The sequence below is a fragment of the Collinsella aerofaciens genome, from assembly GCF_005845035.1.
GTDB classification, from domain to species: Bacteria; Actinomycetota; Coriobacteriia; order Coriobacteriales; family Coriobacteriaceae; genus Collinsella; species Collinsella aerofaciens_I.
The window spans coordinates 19,033-38,328 of record NZ_SPFO01000019.1 but is presented as its reverse complement, the minus strand read 5'-3'; the positions used below and the strand labels follow the sequence as shown (position 1 = coordinate 38,328).

The window sequence follows — 19,296 nt, the reverse complement described above, 5'->3', positions numbered from 1 at the left end:
ACGGTGGCCATTATTCGGTGACCGGGATTGGTCAAAATAGTTTGACTATTAGCGGCTAAAATCGCCCGGCGCTAACAGCCTGTTTCCCGGCTAGGACCTGCAGCCTCAAACTTCGCTTGGCATCCTGTAGAACTGGTGCGGGTCTTTCGGGCTTTTCCCTACCCATTCCAACAGGCCTCGCCCGGCAAGGTCTTTCAGAGTCTTCGAGGCCGTTTTCCTACCGACATTGGACTCCCGCGCGAGGTCGGAGGTCGTGATTTTCCCCTGAGCGGCGGCAATTGCCATCGCTGCTCGTTCGCGCTCGCTGAGGAGCGGTCGGTTGTCGGCCGCGGTTCTCCTGAAGGCCGCTTTCTGTAACCCAGGACGCTCGAAGACGACGACGGTGCTGTTGACGGTCTGCTCGAAGCGGAACCTCACGCCGGCTGCCTCGCAGGCCTCCTTGATGCGCGGTATGCCCGTGCCGTACTGCTCGATGACGCCGGCGCGGAACAGGGTGCGCGCGATCGCGGGGTTTCGGAGGCCGAACTCGCTCGCGGTACCGTCTAGGTGCTCTTGCGGCGAGTCGCCCTCGGGGAACAGGCCCGGGCTCACGATCTGGACGGTGTCCATGAACACGTTGACCTCGACGGCGGTGCCGGTGGTGTAGTCGCGGTGGCACAGCGCGTTGGCAACCGCCTCGCGGATGGCCTCGGCCGGGATCTCGGGGATCTCCTTGCGGTACATGCCCGTCTCGCCGATGACGAACTCGCGCCTGATGTTCGACGTCACGAAGTACTCGGCGAAGTCGAGCAGCTTGAGCATGGTGCCGCACTCGCGGCGCAGGTCGAGGATCTTGGCCTTGGTGTTGCCGCCCAGAAGCCCCAGCTTCATCCTGGGGTAGGTGTCGGATCCCTCGCAGAACAGCTCCACCGCGGCGTTTCTTAGGCTGCCGTCGGGCGCGACGAGGTCGAGCCTTGCCAAGGTGTCCTCCACGCCGGCGAACCCGCCGCCCACGCGTCCGGCCCTGCCGCCGCGCGCGACGAAGTCACGCACCGCCTGCTCGTCGGCGTCGGAGACGGGCCTGCCGGACGGCAGCGAGTCCCACGGGCTACGGGCGCGCTCACGCTTGACGACCATGGCGCTCAGCTCCGAGGCCGACAGCGCTTTGTTCGAAGTCCCCACGCGGGTGAAGTAGCGTCCGTCGGCGGAGTAGGGGGCGTCGGCACCTGAGAAGGCAATTTTGATGTATCGCAGCCCATCATCGGCGTCGAGGCACTCGACCGTCGGGAACACCGCGGGCTCGATCTTGTCGGACACCCACGACGTCACCTGGCGCAGCGTTGCGTCGCTGACATCCTGGCCGATGACATCGCCGTTGTCCTTCACGCCGAAGTAGAGCTCGCCGCGGCCGTGCTTGTTCAGCATGGCGCTGATGGCTTGCAGTGCTTCTTTATGCTCGCCAGTGGACTTCTTGAACTCGACGGTCTCGCTCTCGCTGCCCAGGTTCATCCGCGCTGCCTTTCCCGTTCGTTGCTTGTCTCGTTGGATTATACCGTGGTCACCATGGGCGAAAACGTGGAAGCGCGCTTGCTTGCCTCTACCATGTTCTCATGCGCCTTAATGCCCTTTGTGAAGAATCATCCCATTGGGAAACGGGTCCCTATGGAACGATTTTGGTATCAGGCATAGGGGGGCGCTATCGTGGATGTCGTCACCATTGCCTGCGCCCTCGATCCAGAGATGTAATTACAGAAGTGCGGGGAAAAATCGAAAACCTTCGAGCACAACGCGGTTTTTTTGTATCAAAACCGCAGGTCGCGGAAGCCTAAAACGGGGGTCTGGTCAGCATTCCTTTGGTTTTCCCCGCACTTCCGAATTTGGCCTCTCGCCACATCCCGATTACGTCTTAAAGTGGCGCAAAAAGCCGTGTGCTCTGCTTGATTTTGCTCAGGAATTATGCCTGAGGGGTAGTGGATTCGCCTTTCTCCGCCGTGCAGCGGCACGTGTAGGGCTCTCTGGCTCAGGCGCGAGTCGCTTCCCGTCTGAAAAAGTTCTTAAAACAGCTTTAAAGTTGCCTTTGGCCTACATTGACAGCGTACAATACGCATGTTTACCATGGCAAAAGCTAAATTTGGGGAGGGGGAGCGCACGGTGGAAGTGCTGGTTGTTGGCAATACCGCGTATGTCGATGACGACTTTTGTGCCAAGGCGTTTCCCGGTGACCATGTTCAGGTCGTGGCGGCCAACGAGGCGCGCCGCGACGGGTCGTCGCTCCATGCGTCTTGGAAAGAGCTGCTGCAGCACCTGGACCAGGCTTACGAATTCGACCGTGTGGTCTACCTCTCTACCTATCTCACGCCGCATACCGAGGCCGTTGGCGACATCGAGCTGCTGCGCTCCGTCTTTCGAGCTTGCATGGGTCGCCAGATTCAGCTGCTGTTTGTGACTGGTCCCATGGGAGCGGACGGTGCGGTGGACGTTGCGGGGCAAAACGGCAAGGGCATCATTGCCCGTGCGGCCAACGACCTGTGCCGCTACTATGCGGTCCGCGACGGCATTCAGGCCAAGATCTTGCGCGTGCCGTATCTGTACACCGCCTCGCCCACGCTGGAAGACCCGATTTTGACCCCGCTGTTCGAGGCGTGCTCGCAAGGCTCTGCTGTCATGAGGGCTGGGGCGGACTCACCGCTCGGTGCCCTCTGCGCCGAGGAGCTGGCCGTTCTGGTGCGTCGCATCTTCGACAGCTGGGATGCCACATTCGAGGAACTCGAGGTTCCGGATAGCTTTGCCCACACCGTGGGAGACCTGGGCGAGGCGCTCAAGGGCTTGTTCCCGGGGCTCGACATTACCTACGACGGGGACGCCGTCGTCTCCATTGCTCCGAGCGATACCGTCCGCACGCGCTACGGGTGGTTCCAGCGCTATGACGTGCTGCGCGATCTTTCGACCATACACGCCCGCTGGGAGCAGACCCTCGCGGGCAAGCGCCATCCGCTGCGTGCCGCCATCGACCGCATGCGCGGGCGGACACTGCCCATCAAATGCCTGGAGACCGCGCTGGCCTGGGTGCTCTTTGAGGGCCTGGAGCTGGTGTTTTCGCAGTCTGCTCAGCTTAACGTGCTCGACTACCGCCTGCTGTACGTGGTACTGATCGGCACGCTGTATGGGCTCGATTTTGGCCTGGTTGCGGCGCTGCTGGCGTCGGTGGGTTTGGCCGCGAGCTACTTTACTCAGTACGGTTATACCTTCCAGGGTCTCTTTTACGAGCCGTCCAACTGGCTGCCGTTTATTGCGTACTTTGTGGTGGGTGCCGTGTGCGGCTATGTGCAGCTGCGCAACAGCGAAGCCATTAGGGCGGAGCGCGATCAAAACGAGCTCGTGCGTAATCGCAATACGTTCCTCACACAGCTTTACCACGACGCGATCGAGGACAAGCGTGCGTACAGGCGCCAGATTGTGGGTCGCCACGACAGCTTTGGCAAGATCTTTGCCGTGACGCAGGAGCTCGACGTACTCAACCCACGCGACATCTATCGCAAGTGCTGCGAGCTTCTGGGCGAGATCCTCGAGAACGATTCGGTGGCGATCTACCATGTTTCGGGCGGGGCATTTGCACGCCTGGTGGCAGCAAGTCCCGCGATTGCCGAAAATGCCGCACGCTCGCTCACGCTTGAGCAGCTTGCACCTCTTTTGGGCGACGGGGGTCGTTCGAACCTGTGGGTGAACCGTGAGCTGACGCCGGGGTTTCCCATGTTTGGATACGCGATCGAGCGCGACGGGGCACCCGCCGTGTTGATCTTTGTGCGTAGTGCGGCCGAAAACCAAATGACCCTCTATTATCAAAACCTGTTCCGCATCTTGTGCGGGCTGGTCGAAAGCGCGCTGGGCCGTGCCTTTGACTATGAGGCGGTGGCGCAGGATAAACGCTGCGTTGACGGCACTTGCGTGCTCAAGCAGGCGGCCTTTGGCCAAGAGCTCGCGGCGGAGCAGGCGCTGGCAGATAGCAAGATGGGGAGTTTTTTGCTCCTGCGCGTGGTACCGGGCATGGAGCCTGTCGGCGAGCTGGTGGGCGCAATTGGGTCGGCAATCCGCGAGAGCGACGCGGCGGGCTTGGTCGACGGCAACGTGCTCTACCTGCTTATGCGCCAGGCAAAGGCGTGCGATCTTCCCATTATCCGTAAGCGCCTGAGCGCAAAGCATATTGCGGTGGAGCCCGTCGACGGCGAGGGCATCGTGGCGCTGCTGCAGCGCATCGCTTACACCGGTGACGGTGAGGGGGGTGCCGCTTGATCTCGCTTGTCGTTGCTGCCGTCTTGCTGCTGATTCATTCGCTGGTTTGTCTGATGCTGTGGACGCTCATGAAGCTGGGCCTGCTGCCGGTGCGCGGGCACATGCTGGCTGTAATAGTGCTGGTGCCGCTGTGGGGCCCGTTGCTGGTGGTTTTGCTATCGGTGCGCAGCGCGGTGCTTGGCGAGTGGCTGAAAGAGTCTGCGCTGGAGTCGCTGCGCTTCAACGACGACCTGCATCGTAGTATGTCGGTACCGAGCGGTGAGGACGATGCAGGCGTAGTGCCGCTCGAGGAGGCGCTTATCGTCAACGACCCGGCATACCGGCGCCGCCTAATGCTCTCCATGCTCACCGAGGAGCCCGACGCGTACCTGGCGCAGCTGCAGGCGGCTAAGCTTAACGACGACGTTGAGGTGGCGCACTATGCCGCGACGGCGGTGGCGCAGATCTCCAAGGAGTCCGACCTTAAACTGCAGCAGCTGGAGCGTGCCTTTAAGACGGACCCGAGCGCGCAAAACCTCAACGAATACTGTGATTTTCTTGGTGAATACTTGGGCTCGGGCTTGGCTGAGGGGCGCGTTGCTCAGATTCAGCGCCAACAGTACGCGCGCCTGCTTGCGCGTCGCTGCGAGCGCGAGGATACCCTTGAGCTGCGCATTCGATACGCGACGGCGCTGGCCGATGTCGGACAGATCGACGAGGCGCAGGCCGTGACCGACCAGCTGGTACTCGACGTGCCCGAGGAGCAGGAGGTTTGGATGCTTTGCCTGCGCCTAGCCGTGATGCGCCGCGACGGTGACGAGGTCCACTGTGTGATCGATGCGATTGACAAGCAACGTGTGTATTTGAGCGCCGACAACCGCGAAAAGTTGGCGTTTTGGCGCGATTGGGAGGAGGCCCGATGAGCGTGGCGCAACATATCCGAGACCGTGTGGGCCGCTTTCGTTGGATGGGACTCCTCGTGGTGTGGGCGGTCTTTATTGCCATGGCCGCCGTGCTGCTGGTGGAGCGTGCCGGCGTGCAGTACAGTGCGGGCCAGCATAGGCTGGGGATGCTTGCCGCCAACGACGCGGTGCCGGCCTCCTCGGCAATCTTTGGCCAAAAGCCCACGTGCCTGGTCATTACAGACTCGGACCAAGATGGCGTCGACGACGTCAAAGACCAGTTCGACCAGATTTTGCTGGACATGAAGATCGCCCATCGCGACGTGGATCTTGCCCTGGATGGTGCGGATGCCATTCCCTCGCTGACCTCCTTCGATCGCGTGATTTTGCTCATGCCGTCGCTCGATGGGCTCGGTACGCACCTGAGCGACATTATGAGTTGGGTGAGTGCCGGCGGTTCGCTTATGCTCGCCATGCCGCCGGATAACTCGAGCTATCTGCAAGTGATTGCCTCCAAGCTTGGCATTGAATCGGCCGGATATGACTATGTAAAAGCCGAAAGCATTGTGCCGAGTGAGGACTTTATGCTGGGCGGGGGAGAGCGCTACGAGCTCTCGGACCCCTTTGATTCGTCGCTTTCAGTATCGCTGCGCGAGACGGCGCGTGAGTGGGCTAAGACTGGCGATGCGGGCGCCCCGCTCATTTGGTCTAATGACTGCGGTAGCGGGCGCACCGTGGTGTGCAATATCGGTATCTACGACAAGGTCATGCGCGGCTTTTTCGCCGCGGCGATCAGTCTGCTGGGCGATGCTACGGCCTATCCGGTCATCAACAGCGCCGTGTTCTATTTGGACGACTTTCCTAGCCCCGTGCCCTCGGGCGATGGTACTTATATCAAGCGTGACTACGGCCTTTCCATTGCGGATTTTTACACCAAGGTCTGGTGGCCCGATCTGCAAAAGCTCGCGCAAAAATATGGCATTCGCTATACCGGCGTGATGATCGAAAACTACGAGGACGCGGTCAACCAGACCGAGCCCGCGCGCCAACCCGATACCACGCAGTTTCGATATTTTGGCGGCATGCTGCTGCAGATGGGCGGCGAGCTGGGCTTTCACGGCTACAACCATCAGCCGCTCGCGCTCTGGGACACCGACTACGGCACGCTGTACGTCTACAAGACCTGGAAGAACAAAGAGACGCTCGTCGCTTCGCTCAACGAACTTATCGCGTTTCAGGACGAGGTTCTGCCCAACGCTCATGGCTCGGTTTACGTACCGCCGTCGAATATCCTTTCGGCCCGAGCGCGCAAGCTCATCGGCACCGACGTTCCGCGCATTAAGACCATCGCCAGCACGTATTTTGAGGATGGCACCGACCTGCCCTACGTGCAGGAGTTTGGCGTGGCGAGCGACGGCATTGTGGAGCAGCCACGTATTGTCTCGGGCGGCATGGTCGACGATTCCTATATGCGCCTGGCAGCCGTGTCCGAGCTCAACATGCACTACGTGAGCACGCATTTTATGCACCCGGACGACTTGCTCGATCCCGATCGTGGTGCCAAGGAGGGCTGGGAGGTCTACAAGGGCGGCCTGGTCGACTACCTGGAGTGGCTTACCAAATCCGCGCCCGACCTGCGGCACCAGACGGCGTCGGAGTGCTCCGGTGCCATCCAGCGCTTTTCGTCCGTGACGGTGAGCGTGGATACCAGCGCGGATGCCTGGACGCTCAGCCTGGGCAATTTCCACGACGAGGCGTGGCTCATGTTCCGCGCCAATAATGGCGAGCCGGGTGCGGTGACGGGTGGCGAACTGACGCACCTTACGGGCAATCTGTATCTGCTCAAGGCAAATGATAAGACCGTGACGATCGAGCGCAAGGAGGGTGGCGATAAATGAGAATCTGTCTGGTACTCGAGGGTTGCTACCCCTATGTGCACGGCGGCGTATCTACCTGGATGCATGGCTACATTACGGCCATGCCCGAGCACGAGTTTGTGCTGTGGGTGATCGGCGCGCATGCTGCCGACCGTGGCAAGTTTGTCTACGAGCTGCCCGGCAACGTGGTCGAGGTGCACGAGGTGTTCCTGGACGATGCCCTGCGGCTTTCGGGTGAGCAACATGAAGCCAGTTTTAACGACCGTGAGCGCGAGGCGTTACGCCGTCTGGTGTCGCTCTCCAATCCGGACTGGGACGTGTTATTCGATATCTTCTACCGCCGTCGCGTGCATCCGCTCTCGTTTTTGCAGAGCCGCACGTTTATGGATATCTTTCGCGACGTGTGCCTGGCCGAGTATCCCTACACGCCCTTTGCCGATGCATTCCACACCATGCGCTCCATGTTGCTGCCCGTGCTCTACCTGTTGGGCAGCGAGGTGCCGGTGGCCGATGTGTACCATGCCATCTCGACCGGCTACGGTGGTCTGCTCGCCTGCCTGGGCTCAAGCGTTCACCATGCGCCGGTGCTGTTGACCGAGCATGGCATCTACACCCGCGAGCGCGAGGAAGAGATCATTCGCGCCGATTGGGTGGTGCCGTCGTTTAAGGACCGCTGGATTCGCTTTTTCTACCTGCTTTCGGAGGAGATCTACCGCTGCGCCTTCCGCGCGACGAGTTTGTTCCATAACGCCCGCAAGACGCAGATCGATATGGGTTGCGATGCAGACAAATGTCTGGTCATCCCCAACGGCATCCAGTTCGACCGCTTTAAGGACATTCCCTTAAAGCCCGATGACGGCTGGGTGGACATTGGCGCGGTGGTGCGCCTGGCGCCCATCAAGGACGTCAAGACTATGATCTATGCGTTCTTTGAGCTGCATGAGCGCCTGCCCAAGGTGCGCCTGCACATCATGGGCGGCGTGGACGACGAGGAGTATGGCGCCGAGTGCCACGCGCTGGTCGAAACCCTGGGCGTGCGCGACCTGATCTTTACTGGCCGCGTCAACGTGGTCGAGTACATGGAAAAGCTCGACTTTACCATTTTGACGAGCATCTCCGAGGGCCAGCCGCTCAGCGTGCTGGAGTCGCTTGCAGCGCGCCGTCCCTGCGTGACGACCGAGGTGGGCTGCTGCCGCGAGCTGCTCGAAGGCGCCCCGGGTGACGACTATGGCGTGGCGGGTTTTGTGACGCCGCCCATGTATCGCAAGGGCTTGGCCGATGCCATGGAGCGCATGTGCACAAGCCGCGCCCGTCGTATCGAGATGGGGGAGCGCGGGCAGCGTCGCGTTGCCACGTACTTTTTGCACGAGCAAATGCTCGCCAACTATCGCGCGCTGTACGACGAGACGGCGCGTGCGTTTAACCTGCCCAGAGAGGGGGAGTAGCCGATGGCCGGAATTGGTTTTGAGCTTAAGCGCCTGTTTAGGCGCAGGGGCCTGTTTGCCACGATGCGTGCTTACGGCTACGCCGGCATTGTGTGCACGGGTCCCATGCTGTTGGGCGTGCTGCTGCAGGTGGGTATCTTGGTGCTGTGCGGTCTGTGGGGTGTGGGCCGTGCCAACCAGGATCTGCTGGTGTGCATGGTGACCTACACACTGCTGGCCTCACTTTTGCTCACGAGCTTTTTCTCCATGCCGGTCACGCGCTTTTTGGCTGATATGTTGTATGCCGAGCGCGAGGATGAGATACTGCCTTCGTTTTGGGGCTCCAACGCCATCATGCTCGTTGCGGGCACCGTGCTCTACGGCGCCTTTTTGCTGTTCTCGGGCGCCACACTGCTGCAGGGACTGCTGTGCCTGTGGCTGTTCAACATTATGATCGTCAACTGGAACGGCATGAGCTACCTCACCGCCATCAAGGATTACCGCGGTATCCTGTGCAGCTTTGCGGCTGCCATTGACGTCGCGTGCCTATGCGCCCTGGCCGCGCTGGCACTGGGGCTGCCGCCGGTCGAGGGCCTGTTGGCATCAATTGCTCTGGGCTACGGCGTCATGCTTGCCTGGGACGTGGTTCTGCTATACCGGTATTTTCCTCAGAGCGACCGCAGCCCCTGGCTCTTTTTGCAGTGGCTCGATCAGTTTATGCCGCTGGCGCTCACGGGCCTGTTAACCAATCTGGGGCTCTTTGCGCACCTGGTGATTATTTGGGCCGGTCCCATTGGCGTGCAGGTCAAGGGCTTCTTTTATGGTGCGCCCTACTACGATGTGCCGGCGCTCATCGCGTTTTTGACCATCCTGGTCACGACCGTCAACTTTGTGGTCTCGGTCGAGGTCAACTTCTATCCGCGCTATCGCGACTACTACAGCCTGATCAACGACGGCGGCGTGGTGGGCGACATTGTGGTGGCCGAGGAGGAGATGCTCTCCACGCTTAACAGCGAACTGCGCTTTTGTGCGCTCAAGCAGCTGTTTGTGACCGCGGCGGTCATTTCGCTCGAGACCACGGTGCTGTCGGCCCTACCGTTGGGCTTTAACAACCTTATGCACGGGTATTTTCGCACGCTGTGCGTGGGCTATGGCCTGTATGCCGTGGGTAATACGGTGATGCTCATCTTGCTGTACTTTACCGACTATAAGGGGGCCGTGCTGGCTTCGGGCCTGTTTGCCGGTGTGGCCGGGCTGGCGACTGCCGTGTCGTTGCTTTTGCCGCAGCAGTTTTACGGCTTTGGCTTTTTGTTGGGTGCGGCGGTGTTTTTTATCGTGGCGCTGCTGCGACTCGATACCTATACCGCCAACTTGCCGTATCGTATCCTGAGCCAGCAGCCCATTGTGGCGACTGACAAGACGGGCTGGTTTACCGAACTTGGCCGGGTGCTCGACCGTGTTGAGCAATGCTACGAGGAAGGTCGCCATAAGGGTGAGCCACATGGTGCGTTTGAGCGCGCAGTAGTTCACGTGTATCGCAAGCATTGGGGAGGTTCTGATGACCGATAGAATGATGTCCCGCCGTCGCCTTTTTGAGGCGGCTGCCGGTGCGCTGTTGCTTTCGGGCTGCTCGGTGCAGGAAGACCCCTCGACCAAAAAGGTCAAAAAGCAGGACAAGATTAAAAAGGCCGAGTCCTCGGACGGTACCAAGCACCTACGCGATAAAGATGAGCTGTACGAGGTCTACGACGACTCGGGTATTGTGACCATGTATCTGACGGTCTCGCGCGGCAACAGCTCCGAGAACACCGACCACAGCTGGGCCGAGATCAACACGTACTCGGTGTATGACTATGCCGACATGGGCGTGACGCGCTATCAGGTTATGGGCCTGCTGCAGCCGGGCGACGAAGACGGCCCGGTGGCCGGCGAGGTTGGCTATGGCGAGGAAGCGCCCAATGCTACCGTGCGGGTGCGCGGTCAGACATCGAGCATGAACTCGCAAAAGAATTACAAGGTGGAGCTCAAAAAGGGCAAGGGTACCTGGCGCCAACAGCGCGCGATTGCGCTCAACAAGCACATGGGCGAGGGTATGCGTTTTCGCAACAAGATGGCCTACGACCTTATCCGTGGGATTCCCCAGATGATGGGCCTGCGCACGCAGTTTGTGCATCTGTGGGTGTGCGACCAGACCGAAAAGTCCAACGACACCTTTGAGGACTACGGCCTGTTTACGCAGGTCGAGCAGCTCAACAAGACGGCACTTAAGGCTCACGGTCTGGATAAGAACGGGCATCTGTATAAGGTGAACAACTTCGATTTCCATCGCTTCGAAGACACCATTAAGCTCACCGATGACCCCGACTACAACCAGACGGCGTTTGAGGGCATGCTCGAGATTAAGGGCGATTCGGACCATACCAAGTTGATCGAGATGCTCGATGCGCTCAACGACGATACGCATAAGATCGACGATGTGCTCGACACCTACTTCGATACCGAGAACCTGGTCTATTGGATGGCGTTTCAGATCTTGACGGGCAATTGCGATACGCAGAACCGTAACTGCTATCTATACAGTCCGCTTAACTCCAAGGTCTGGTACATCCTGGATTGGGATAACGACGGCATGCTGCGCAAGCTCGAGTTGAGCCTGACGGGATTCTCGGATTATGCGAGCTGGGAGCGTGGCGCAAGCAACTACTGGGGCAACGTGCTGTTTAACCGCGCGTTGCGCAGCAAGTCGTTCCGCGCCGAGCTCGATAGCGCCGTCAAGGACCTGCGCTCGTATATGACCGAGGCACGCCTGAGCAAGATGATCAAGCACTACCGCGAGGTGACTGAATCCCTGGTCTTTGCTTCGCCCGATATCGACCATCTGCCTGTCACCAAGGACCAATACGAGCAGATCGCCGTGGCGATTCCCTCCGAGATCGAGGAGAACTACAAGAGCTTTCGCGAGAGTTTTAAAAAGCCCATGCCGTTCTACATCGGCGTGCCGCAGATCGATAACGGTAAGCTGCGCATTAACTGGGATGCGTCCTACGACTTTGAGGCGCGCGACATTCGCTACACCGTAGAGCTTGCGCGCGACTATGCCATAAGCGACGTGGTCTTTAAGGCCGAGGACGTGCTGCTTCCCGAGGTGACCTGCGATGCGCCCGATGCCGGCCAGTATTTTGTGCGCGTGCGTGCCACCAACTCCGACGGTTATAGGCAAGATGCGTTTGACTACTATGTGACTGACGACGGCAAGCACTATGGCATGAAGTGTTTTTACGTGCAAGACGGCGGTAAGGTCGTGGAGGACACGTATGAGGAGGGCTAGCGCGCTGCTTGAGCGCTTGGCGGCTCCGCCTGTACGTACCACGCAGGAGCGTTACCGCCACGAGCTCAAATATCTCATTAACGAGGGCGAGCACTCCGCGCTTGCCTGTCGCATGGCGCCGGTTTTTAAACTGGACAAGCATGCGCGGGCGGGTGGTTACACCATTCGCAGCCTGTATTTTGACGACTACTGCAACTCGGCCTACGAGGAAAAAGACGCCGGCATTCTCATGCGCAAAAAGTATCGCGTGCGCATCTATAACGGCAGCGACAAGGTGATTAAGCTTGAGCGCAAAAAGAAGTACGGCAGCTGGATCTACAAGGAGGACGCGCCGCTTACGCGCGGCGAGTTTGAGCAGATTCTGGCTGGCGACTACGACTTTTTGCTGAGGAGTCCTTATCCGCTCTGTCGCGAGTTCTACATCGAGTGCATCTGCAACATGATGCGCCCGCGGACCATCGTGGACTACGAGCGCGAGCCGTGGGTGATGGATGAGGGCACCGTGCGCATTACGTTTGACATGAACGTGCGTGCCGCGGTGGGAAGCTTCGATATCTTTGACGCGACGCTGCCCGCGTTGCCGGTCCTGGAGCCCGGCAAGCTGGTGATGGAGGTCAAGTTTACGGAGTTTTGTCCGCAGCTGGTGCGCGATATGGTGCCGCCGGGCGCGGCCGAACTCACGGCGGTCTCTAAGTACTGCCTGTGTTATGACAAGACCGCCTACCTGCGCGGATTTAATTACTGGGAATCGGATTTTGAGAACCGAGGGGATATTTAGACCATGAGCACCAGGGACTTTTTTAAGAACTCCGTCTTGGAGGCGTTTGGCCAGGTCGACCCTGCCAAGATTGGCCTGTCGCTGCTCGTGGCGCTCGCCATGGGCATCCTGATCTATTACGTGTACAAGCGCTTTTTTACCGGCGTGGTGTATTCGCGCAGCTTTGCCGTGACACTCGTGGGCATGTGCGTGCTTACCTGCATGGTCACGCTCGCGATCTCGACGAACGTGGTCATCTCGCTCGGTATGGTCGGTGCTCTGTCTATCGTCCGCTACCGTACAGCGGTCAAGGACCCGCTCGACCTGCTGTATCTGTTTTGGGCCATTACCACGGGCATTACGGCCGGTGCCGGCATGTATGCGCTCGTGGGGCTCACCGCGGTGGTGATCGTGGCGATGATCGCCGGCTTTGCGAGCCACCAGGACAAGTCGCGCGTGTACATGATGGTCATCCACTACACGGGCCAGACCACCGGCGACGATATCGTGCGTGCATTTGGGCGCACCAAGTTTACGGTGAAGTCCAAGACCATGCGCGGTGACAAGGTCGAGATGGCCGTGGAGGTGTTCTCGGACGGTGTGGATATGCCGTATGCCGACGCCATTCGCGCGCTCGACGGCGTGGAGGACCTGACGTTGATCCAATACAACGGCGAATATCACGGCTAACTATGTTCCGGCGTTTTAACAAACGCCGGACCGCTCGACGCTGCGCGGGCATCTGCCGGGCGATCTGCCGCTCAAACCGTCGCTCGCGTACATAAAGTACGCGTCGCTCCTCTTTCGCGGCACCTCGCCACGGCAGCTGCCCGCTCGCTGACGTTTGCTCCACCTGGTGGACTGATTTTGTTCGCATGCCGTCTTCACGGGTATCATGGTGAAAGCGATTTCAATGACAGGGGTGCTCGTGGTAAAGATGAAAGATGTGGCCGAGCTGGCGGGCGTTTCGAGCGCCGCCGTCTCGCGCTACCTCAACGGTGGATATATCTCGGCGGACAAGGCCGAGCGCATTAAGCAGGCAATCGAGTTGACCGGATACGTGCGATCCAGCCAGGCTCGCGCGCTGCGCACCGGTTCCACCAAGCTCATCGGCGTCATCGTACCTAAGATCAACTCGGAATCCGTAAGCCGCATTACCGCCGGTATTGGCCAGGTGCTTGGTCGCCGTGGCTACCAGATGCTGCTTGCCAATACCGACAACGCGGCCGATCGCGAGCTCGAATACCTCGATTTATTCCAAAACCACCCGGTCGATGGCATTGTGCTGGTGGCAACCATGATCACCGACGAGCACCGTCGCGCGATTGAATCGTGCCGCGTGCCCATTGTGTTGATCGGCCAACATGTCGAGGGCGCGGCGTGCGTCTATCATGACGATTACGAGGCCGCCTTTGAGCTGGGTCATGCGCTTGCGGGTCGCGTGGACGGCAAGATTGCCTATATTGGAGTTACCGAAGAGGACCGCGCGGCCGGTTATGACCGCCGTCGCGGTTTTGAGGCCGGCTTGCGCGCCGCGGGTAACCCGCTCGATGCCGCCTTGATTCGCCTGGGCTCGTTTACGCTCGACTCGGGCTATCGCGCTGCGCGCGAGCTGCTTGCCGATGCCCCCGATGTTTCGTTTATCGCGTGCGCGACCGACACTATGGCTGCCGGCGCCCTGCGCGCTCTTGACGAGGTGCGTGGCATGGGCGAGGGCGTGCGTCGCGTGAGCGGCTTCGGCGACAACGCGTTTTTGTGCGCGCTGACGGGCGGCATTCCCACCGTGCATTATGGCTACCTGACCAGTGGCGTCGAGGCGACCAATATGTTGCTCAACACGCTCGATGGCGTTGAGGGGGAGAGCGGTCTCAAGACGCTCAAGCTCGGCCATCAGCTTATGAATGTCTAGGCTTTGGGCACGTCTGCCTGTCCCTGACCCGTCTGTTTTTGCCGTAAAACTACCATTCGCCGGCTTTTTCCTACCGTTCACTCTACTGTGAAAACGATTACAGACATATGAAACTGAAAACGATTACAGTGTAAGTGTCAAAGAAGGCCGGGTGTACATGCGCCCGTTGGAGGAAAGGGAAGTCATGGACTACCGCAAATCAGCCCAAGAGGTGCTCGACAACATCGGTGGCGCCGACAACGTCGTCTCTGCCGCGCATTGCGCCACGCGTTTGCGCCTGGTGATTGCCGATAACGCCAAGGTTGACAAGGAGGCCCTCGAGAATATCGACGGCGCTAAGGGCGTCTTTGAGGCCCAGGGCCAGCTCCAGATTATCTTTGGCACTGGCACCGTCAATAAGGTCTACGACGAGTTCATTGCGCTCAGCGGCGTCGAGGCTGCCACCAAGGCCGAGATCAAGGAGGCCGCGGCGCAGCAGCAGAACATCTTTATGCGTGCCATCAAGGTGCTCGGCGACGTCTTTGTCCCCATCATCCCCGCCATCGTGGCTTCGGGCCTGCTGCTGGGCATTATGAGTGCCCTCAACTTTATGGCCTCCAACGGCTTTATCGCGCTCGACACCAATAACTTTATCTACAAGATTGCCGACCTGGTCTCGGGCACGTCCTTTGGCATTCTGCAGATCCTGATCGGCTACTCCGCCGCTAAGGCCTTTGGCGCCAACCCGTATCTGGGCGCTGTCGTCGGCGGTGCGTTCATCAACTCCTCGCTGCAGAGCGCTTACACGGTTGCCTCCGAGGGCGTGCAGACCATGGTCAACGTCATCCCCGGTTTGTACAGCTTTGAGTGGGTCGGTTATCAAGGCCACGTTATCCCCATCGTCATCGCCTGCGCCATCCTCGCTTTCTTGGAGAAGCGTCTCCACAAGGTTGTCCCCGAGATGTTCGACCTCTTTGTGACCCCGCTCGTCTCCGTGTTCGTGACCGTGCTCGTAACGCTCGTTGCCGTCGGTCCCGTCTTTGTCTGGGCCGAGAACGCCATCCTCGGTCTGATCCAGGCCCTGCTCACCCTGCCCTTTGGCATCGGTTCCTTTATCGTCGGCCTGTTCTATGCCCCCACGGTCGTTACCGGTATCCACCAGATGTACACCGCCATCGACCTGGGCCAGCTCGCCCAGTACGGCGTGACCTATTGGCTGCCCATCGCCAGTGCAGCCAACATCGCCCAGGGTGGCGCCGCGCTCGCCGTTGCCTTTAAGACCCGCGATGCCAAGATCAAGGGCCTGGCACTTCCTTCGGCCCTGTCCGCCTTCATGGGTATTACCGAGCCTGCCATCTTTGGTGTGAACCTGCGCTTCTTTAAGCCCTTCATCGCCGGCTGCATCGGCGGCGGTTGCGGTGCCCTGGTCTGCGCACTCACCTCGCTTGCTGCTTCCGGCACCGGCGTTACCGGCATCTTCGGTATCCTGCTGTGCCTGGCCCAGCCCGTGCAGTACGCGATCATGTTTGCGGTCGCCGCGCTGGTTTCCTTTGCCGTCTCGTTTGTCCTGTACAAGGACGAGCCCAAGGCTTCCGAGCAGGCCTAAGAGCTTTTGATTGAGGGGCGCCCGCGGGTTGTATGCTCGCGGGCGTTTCCCGTATCTGGTGTCGATCTCTGGCGCCTTGTTACTTTCGATCCGTTAGGACTTTGATATGTCTAATGCACTTGGCCGCGACCTTGCAAAGCTGGTTGCCGCTGTTGACACCACCGCCTCTGAGTGCGGTCATGGCGCATATGGCCAGCGCTTCCATATTATGCCGCCGGCGGGCTGGCTCAACGACCCCAATGGTCTTTGCCAAGCGGGCGGCGTGTTCCATGCCTATTTTCAGTATGCGCCGTTTGATGTCGAGGGTGGCGTCAAGATGTGGGGCCATGCCACAAGCCGCGATCTTATGACGTGGGACTACGTTGGCGCCCCGCTGCTGCCCGACGAGCCGTTCGATTGCCATGGCGTGTATTCGGGCTCCGCGCTTGCCGAGGACGGCCGCATTCGCGTACTGTACACAGGCAACGTTAAACTCTCCGATGCAGACGGCACGTACGACTACGTCAATACCGGCCGCCGCGCCGATACTGTTTATGTCGAGAGCGTTGATGGCCTTGCCGGTCGGGAGTTCAGCCAAAAGCGCGTGGTGCTGGCGTCCGAGGATTATCCCGAGGATTTGACCTGCCATGTGCGCGACCCCAAGGTGTGGCGTGACGCGGACGGGCGTTATCACATGGTGCTGGGCGCGCGTCGCCGCGTGGATGGGCCGCATGTCGAGAGTCGTTTTTGCGCGATGCACGGTGAGGGCGCCGGGCGCGATGTAGGCGAGATCCTGGTGTATGGCTCGCCCGATATGCTGAACTGGGAGCTCGAGAGCCGCGTGTCTACGCCCGAGCGTTTTGGCTTTATGTGGGAGTGCCCGGGATACCTTGAGCTTGAGGCCGATGACGGCGTACCGGCGAAGTGGCTGTCCTTCTCGCCCCAGGGGCTCGAGGGCGGTCGTTGGGACCGCGGCAACGTATACGCTGCTGGCTACATGCCTGTAACGGGCGACATTACAGATGGCGATGGCGAGTATGAGCTGGGCGAGTTCCGCCTGTGGGACGCCGGTTTTGACTTCTATGCTCCGCAGGAGTTCACGGCCGAGGATGGTCGCCACATTCTGATTGGCTGGATGGGCATGCCCGATGAGCCGACCTATGACAATGCGCCCACCGTGGCGTGCGGCTGGCAGCACTGCATGACAGTGCCGCGTGAGCTTACAGCCGGTGCCGGCGGCGTGGTGCTGCAGCAGCCGGTGCGCGAGATCGAGCACCATTATGCCTCGGTGCGTATGGGGGAGGGTTCGTTGGAGGTTGCCGGCGACACCTGCTTTGACGTTGTTGTCGACGGTGTCGACGGCGCATTTACCGCAATCGTTGATGGCGAGCTGAAGCTGGCGTTTGTGCCCGCCGAGGGCGAACTGCCCTCGCGCTTTGAGATGCGATTTACCGATGAGGGTCGCGCTTCTGCCGGCTGCGGTCGTACCGTGCGCTGGGAGCCCGTCGACGAGGTGCGCAACGTGCGCATTGTTGGCGATGTCTCTTCGGTCGAGGTGTTTGTGAACGATGGCTCTCTCGTGTTTTCGACGCGCATCTATCCCGAGTCCTATGGCGTGACCGTTGACGCTCTGGGTGCGAGCGTGACCTATCATACGCTCATCATCTAGGCGATTCGTCGCATATCGGCGCTATACTGCAGCCGTTACCCACGATGCGGGAAACATCCGCATCGTGGGTTTTTGTAAATGAAGGGAGGTTGCCGTATGGGCGTACAGCAGCTAGAAGAGGCCCGGGCCGCAAGGACTGGCGCGCGTGAGGCGCGTCTTGTTGCGGCCCTGCATGTGCCGGCGGCGCTGTCTCTGTTGGGGGTTGTACGTCCCGGCGATCGTCTGGTTGCGTTTGCCGATGACTTTGCCGATGCGTTTGCGCGCGGCTTTGATGGTTGCGATGTCGCGCTGGTGGGCTCATCGTCTGCTGATGCGTTTGCTGCAGCGTCCAAGGGTTTTGATGCTTCGCTTGATGCTGAGGGGTCGCACCTGTGGTGGTTTGTCAACTCCATCGGTGGGTTTGGTCTGCGCGTACCCGATCTTCGTACGTCAGGCTGCGCAGCGCGTGAGGCTCATGCGCTGCTGGTTGTGGACAACACCGTGGCGTCGGCTTTTGGCTGCGATCCGCTGCGGCTGGGTGCTGCGCTGTCGCTTGAGGCACTCGACCGCGTGTGCGCCGGTAAGACTCCGCGCAAGTTGGTTGCCGCTTCGGTTGCGCGCTCGCAGCTCAAGCGCCATCGTGTGGATGCCGCGGCTGAGTGCGTACATGCGTTGTTAGTGGGTTGTGATGCGCCGGCACTCGATCTGTCTGTCGAGGAGGCTGACGTGCTTGAGCACGGGCTGAACTCGCTCGATGCCCGCATGCAGGCACACTTCGACCGCGCCCGTGCGCTGGCCGAGTACTTGGCTGCGAATGAGATGGTGCGTGACGTGCGCTATCCCGGTCTGAGCTCGCATCCCGACCATGCTGTTGCAACGGGAATCCTCGAGCATGGCTTTGGCCCGGCAGTTGAGTTTGACCTTATCGAGCGTAGCGCAGGCGAGCTGTTCGACGCTTTGCCGGATGAATTCCGCACTTCACCCGCAGGCGGCCCAATAACGCGCCTCTCGGCCCCACGCGGCAAGCAGGGGAGCACCATCCGCCTCTTCGCCGGCACCGATGACCCCTTGATCGTGGCCGCCACCCTAGATAATGCCCTCCGCAACTAGCTAAATCATCCTCGACTCCATAAGTTGCGGTGAAATATGGATTGATTTACGGCTTTAACCGCATAAACAGTCCCTATTTCACCGCAACTTATAAGAAGGGGTTGTGTGGCTATAAGGCCCCGTCCTAAATTGGCTATTCTTTTATGCTGGCGATGAGGTCGTTGGCCTTTGCGGCAATTACTTGGTTGATGTCGGTCTGCAGCTCCTCGTAGGCCGCTATGGCTCGCTCGCCGGCGGGGGTGAGGGTGGATCCGCGGGCTCCGTCGCGCTCGATGAGCTTGCAGCCCAGCTGTCCTTCGGCCTCGTTCACAATGCGCCAGGCCTTGGAGTACGCCATGCCCATGCTCTTGGCGGCGCGGTTGAGCGAGTGCTCGCGGGCGATGCCCTGCAGCAGTAAGACGCAGCCGTGGCCGAACACGCCCGGCAGATCTTTGTCGCACGCTTGAATGACCAACTTTGCCGTCGTCTTGTACTCCATGTGCTCCACGTCTTCCCGCTAAAGTGTTTGCTGGGCAAACGCAAAGCCTGC

General features: G+C 60.0%; 14 protein-coding genes. 12 read left to right on the top strand and 2 right to left on the bottom strand.

Annotated features, from left to right (window positions below; genetic code table 11):
* Window positions 1-105: 105 nt before the first annotated feature.
* Complete coding sequence (locus tag FGQ67_RS08415; RefSeq protein WP_117774272.1) at window positions 106-1,488, bottom strand: RNA-binding domain-containing protein; 1,383 nt, start codon at window positions 1,486-1,488, stop codon at window positions 106-108.
* Window positions 1,489-2,094: 606 nt separating this feature from the next.
* Here FGQ67_RS08415 and FGQ67_RS08410 point away from each other — a divergent pair.
* The 12 genes from FGQ67_RS08410 (at window position 2,095) to FGQ67_RS08355 (ending at window position 18,767) form a co-directional block, all read left to right on the top strand.
* Complete coding sequence (locus tag FGQ67_RS08410) at window positions 2,095-4,269, top strand: DUF4118 domain-containing protein (protein ID WP_138341326.1); 2,175 nt, start codon at window positions 2,095-2,097, stop codon at window positions 4,267-4,269.
* On the top strand, window positions 4,266-5,171 hold the full coding sequence (locus FGQ67_RS08405; protein WP_138341324.1) for a hypothetical protein: 906 nt from the start codon (window positions 4,266-4,268) through the stop codon (window positions 5,169-5,171). The genes FGQ67_RS08410 and FGQ67_RS08405 overlap by 4 nt, the downstream gene beginning before the upstream one ends.
* Window positions 5,168-7,048 carry a DUF2194 domain-containing protein gene (locus FGQ67_RS08400; protein ID WP_138341322.1) on the top strand — a complete coding sequence of 627 codons (1,881 nt, stop codon included), beginning with the start codon at window positions 5,168-5,170 and terminating at the stop codon, window positions 7,046-7,048. The genes FGQ67_RS08405 and FGQ67_RS08400 overlap by 4 nt, the downstream gene beginning before the upstream one ends.
* Window positions 7,045-8,472 carry a GT4 family glycosyltransferase PelF gene (gene pelF / locus FGQ67_RS08395; protein WP_138341320.1) on the top strand — a complete coding sequence of 476 codons (1,428 nt, stop codon included), beginning with the start codon at window positions 7,045-7,047 and terminating at the stop codon, window positions 8,470-8,472. The genes FGQ67_RS08400 and pelF overlap by 4 nt, the downstream gene beginning before the upstream one ends.
* Window positions 8,473-8,475: 3 nt before the next feature.
* A complete protein-coding gene (gene pelG, locus FGQ67_RS08390; protein ID WP_138341318.1) occupies window positions 8,476-10,020 on the top strand; it encodes an exopolysaccharide Pel transporter PelG in 1,545 nt (514 codons plus the stop codon).
* Complete coding sequence (locus FGQ67_RS08385; protein ID WP_138341316.1) at window positions 10,010-11,779, top strand: CotH kinase family protein; 1,770 nt, start codon at window positions 10,010-10,012, stop codon at window positions 11,777-11,779. Before pelG ends, FGQ67_RS08385 begins: the two co-directional genes overlap by 11 nt.
* Window positions 11,766-12,557, top strand: a complete 792-nt coding sequence (locus FGQ67_RS08380; protein WP_138341314.1) for a polyphosphate polymerase domain-containing protein — start codon at window positions 11,766-11,768, stop codon at window positions 12,555-12,557. Before FGQ67_RS08385 ends, FGQ67_RS08380 begins: the two co-directional genes overlap by 14 nt.
* A gap of 3 nt (window positions 12,558-12,560) precedes the next feature.
* Window positions 12,561-13,226 (top strand): DUF4956 domain-containing protein, encoded by a 666-nt coding sequence (locus FGQ67_RS08375; RefSeq protein ID WP_138341312.1) that lies wholly within the window; start codon window positions 12,561-12,563, stop codon window positions 13,224-13,226.
* Between the two features lie 247 nt (window positions 13,227-13,473).
* Window positions 13,474-14,445, top strand: a complete 972-nt coding sequence (locus FGQ67_RS08370; protein WP_249934434.1) for a LacI family DNA-binding transcriptional regulator — start codon at window positions 13,474-13,476, stop codon at window positions 14,443-14,445.
* Between the two features lie 184 nt (window positions 14,446-14,629).
* Window positions 14,630-16,030 (top strand): PTS transporter subunit EIIC, encoded by a 1,401-nt coding sequence (locus FGQ67_RS08365; protein ID WP_138341308.1) that lies wholly within the window; start codon window positions 14,630-14,632, stop codon window positions 16,028-16,030.
* A gap of 106 nt (window positions 16,031-16,136) precedes the next feature.
* Window positions 16,137-17,678 (top strand): glycoside hydrolase family 32 protein, encoded by a 1,542-nt coding sequence (locus FGQ67_RS08360; RefSeq protein WP_138341306.1) that lies wholly within the window; start codon window positions 16,137-16,139, stop codon window positions 17,676-17,678.
* A gap of 96 nt (window positions 17,679-17,774) precedes the next feature.
* A complete protein-coding gene (locus tag FGQ67_RS08355) occupies window positions 17,775-18,767 on the top strand; it encodes a PLP-dependent transferase (RefSeq protein ID WP_171025272.1) in 993 nt (330 codons plus the stop codon).
* 133 nt (window positions 18,768-18,900) lie between these two features.
* Here FGQ67_RS08355 and FGQ67_RS08350 read toward each other — a convergent pair whose 3' ends face one another.
* Window positions 18,901-19,245, bottom strand: coding sequence for a winged helix-turn-helix domain-containing protein (locus FGQ67_RS08350; RefSeq protein ID WP_138341302.1), 345 nt, complete (start codon window positions 19,243-19,245; stop codon window positions 18,901-18,903).
* Window positions 19,246-19,296 lie beyond the last annotated feature (51 nt).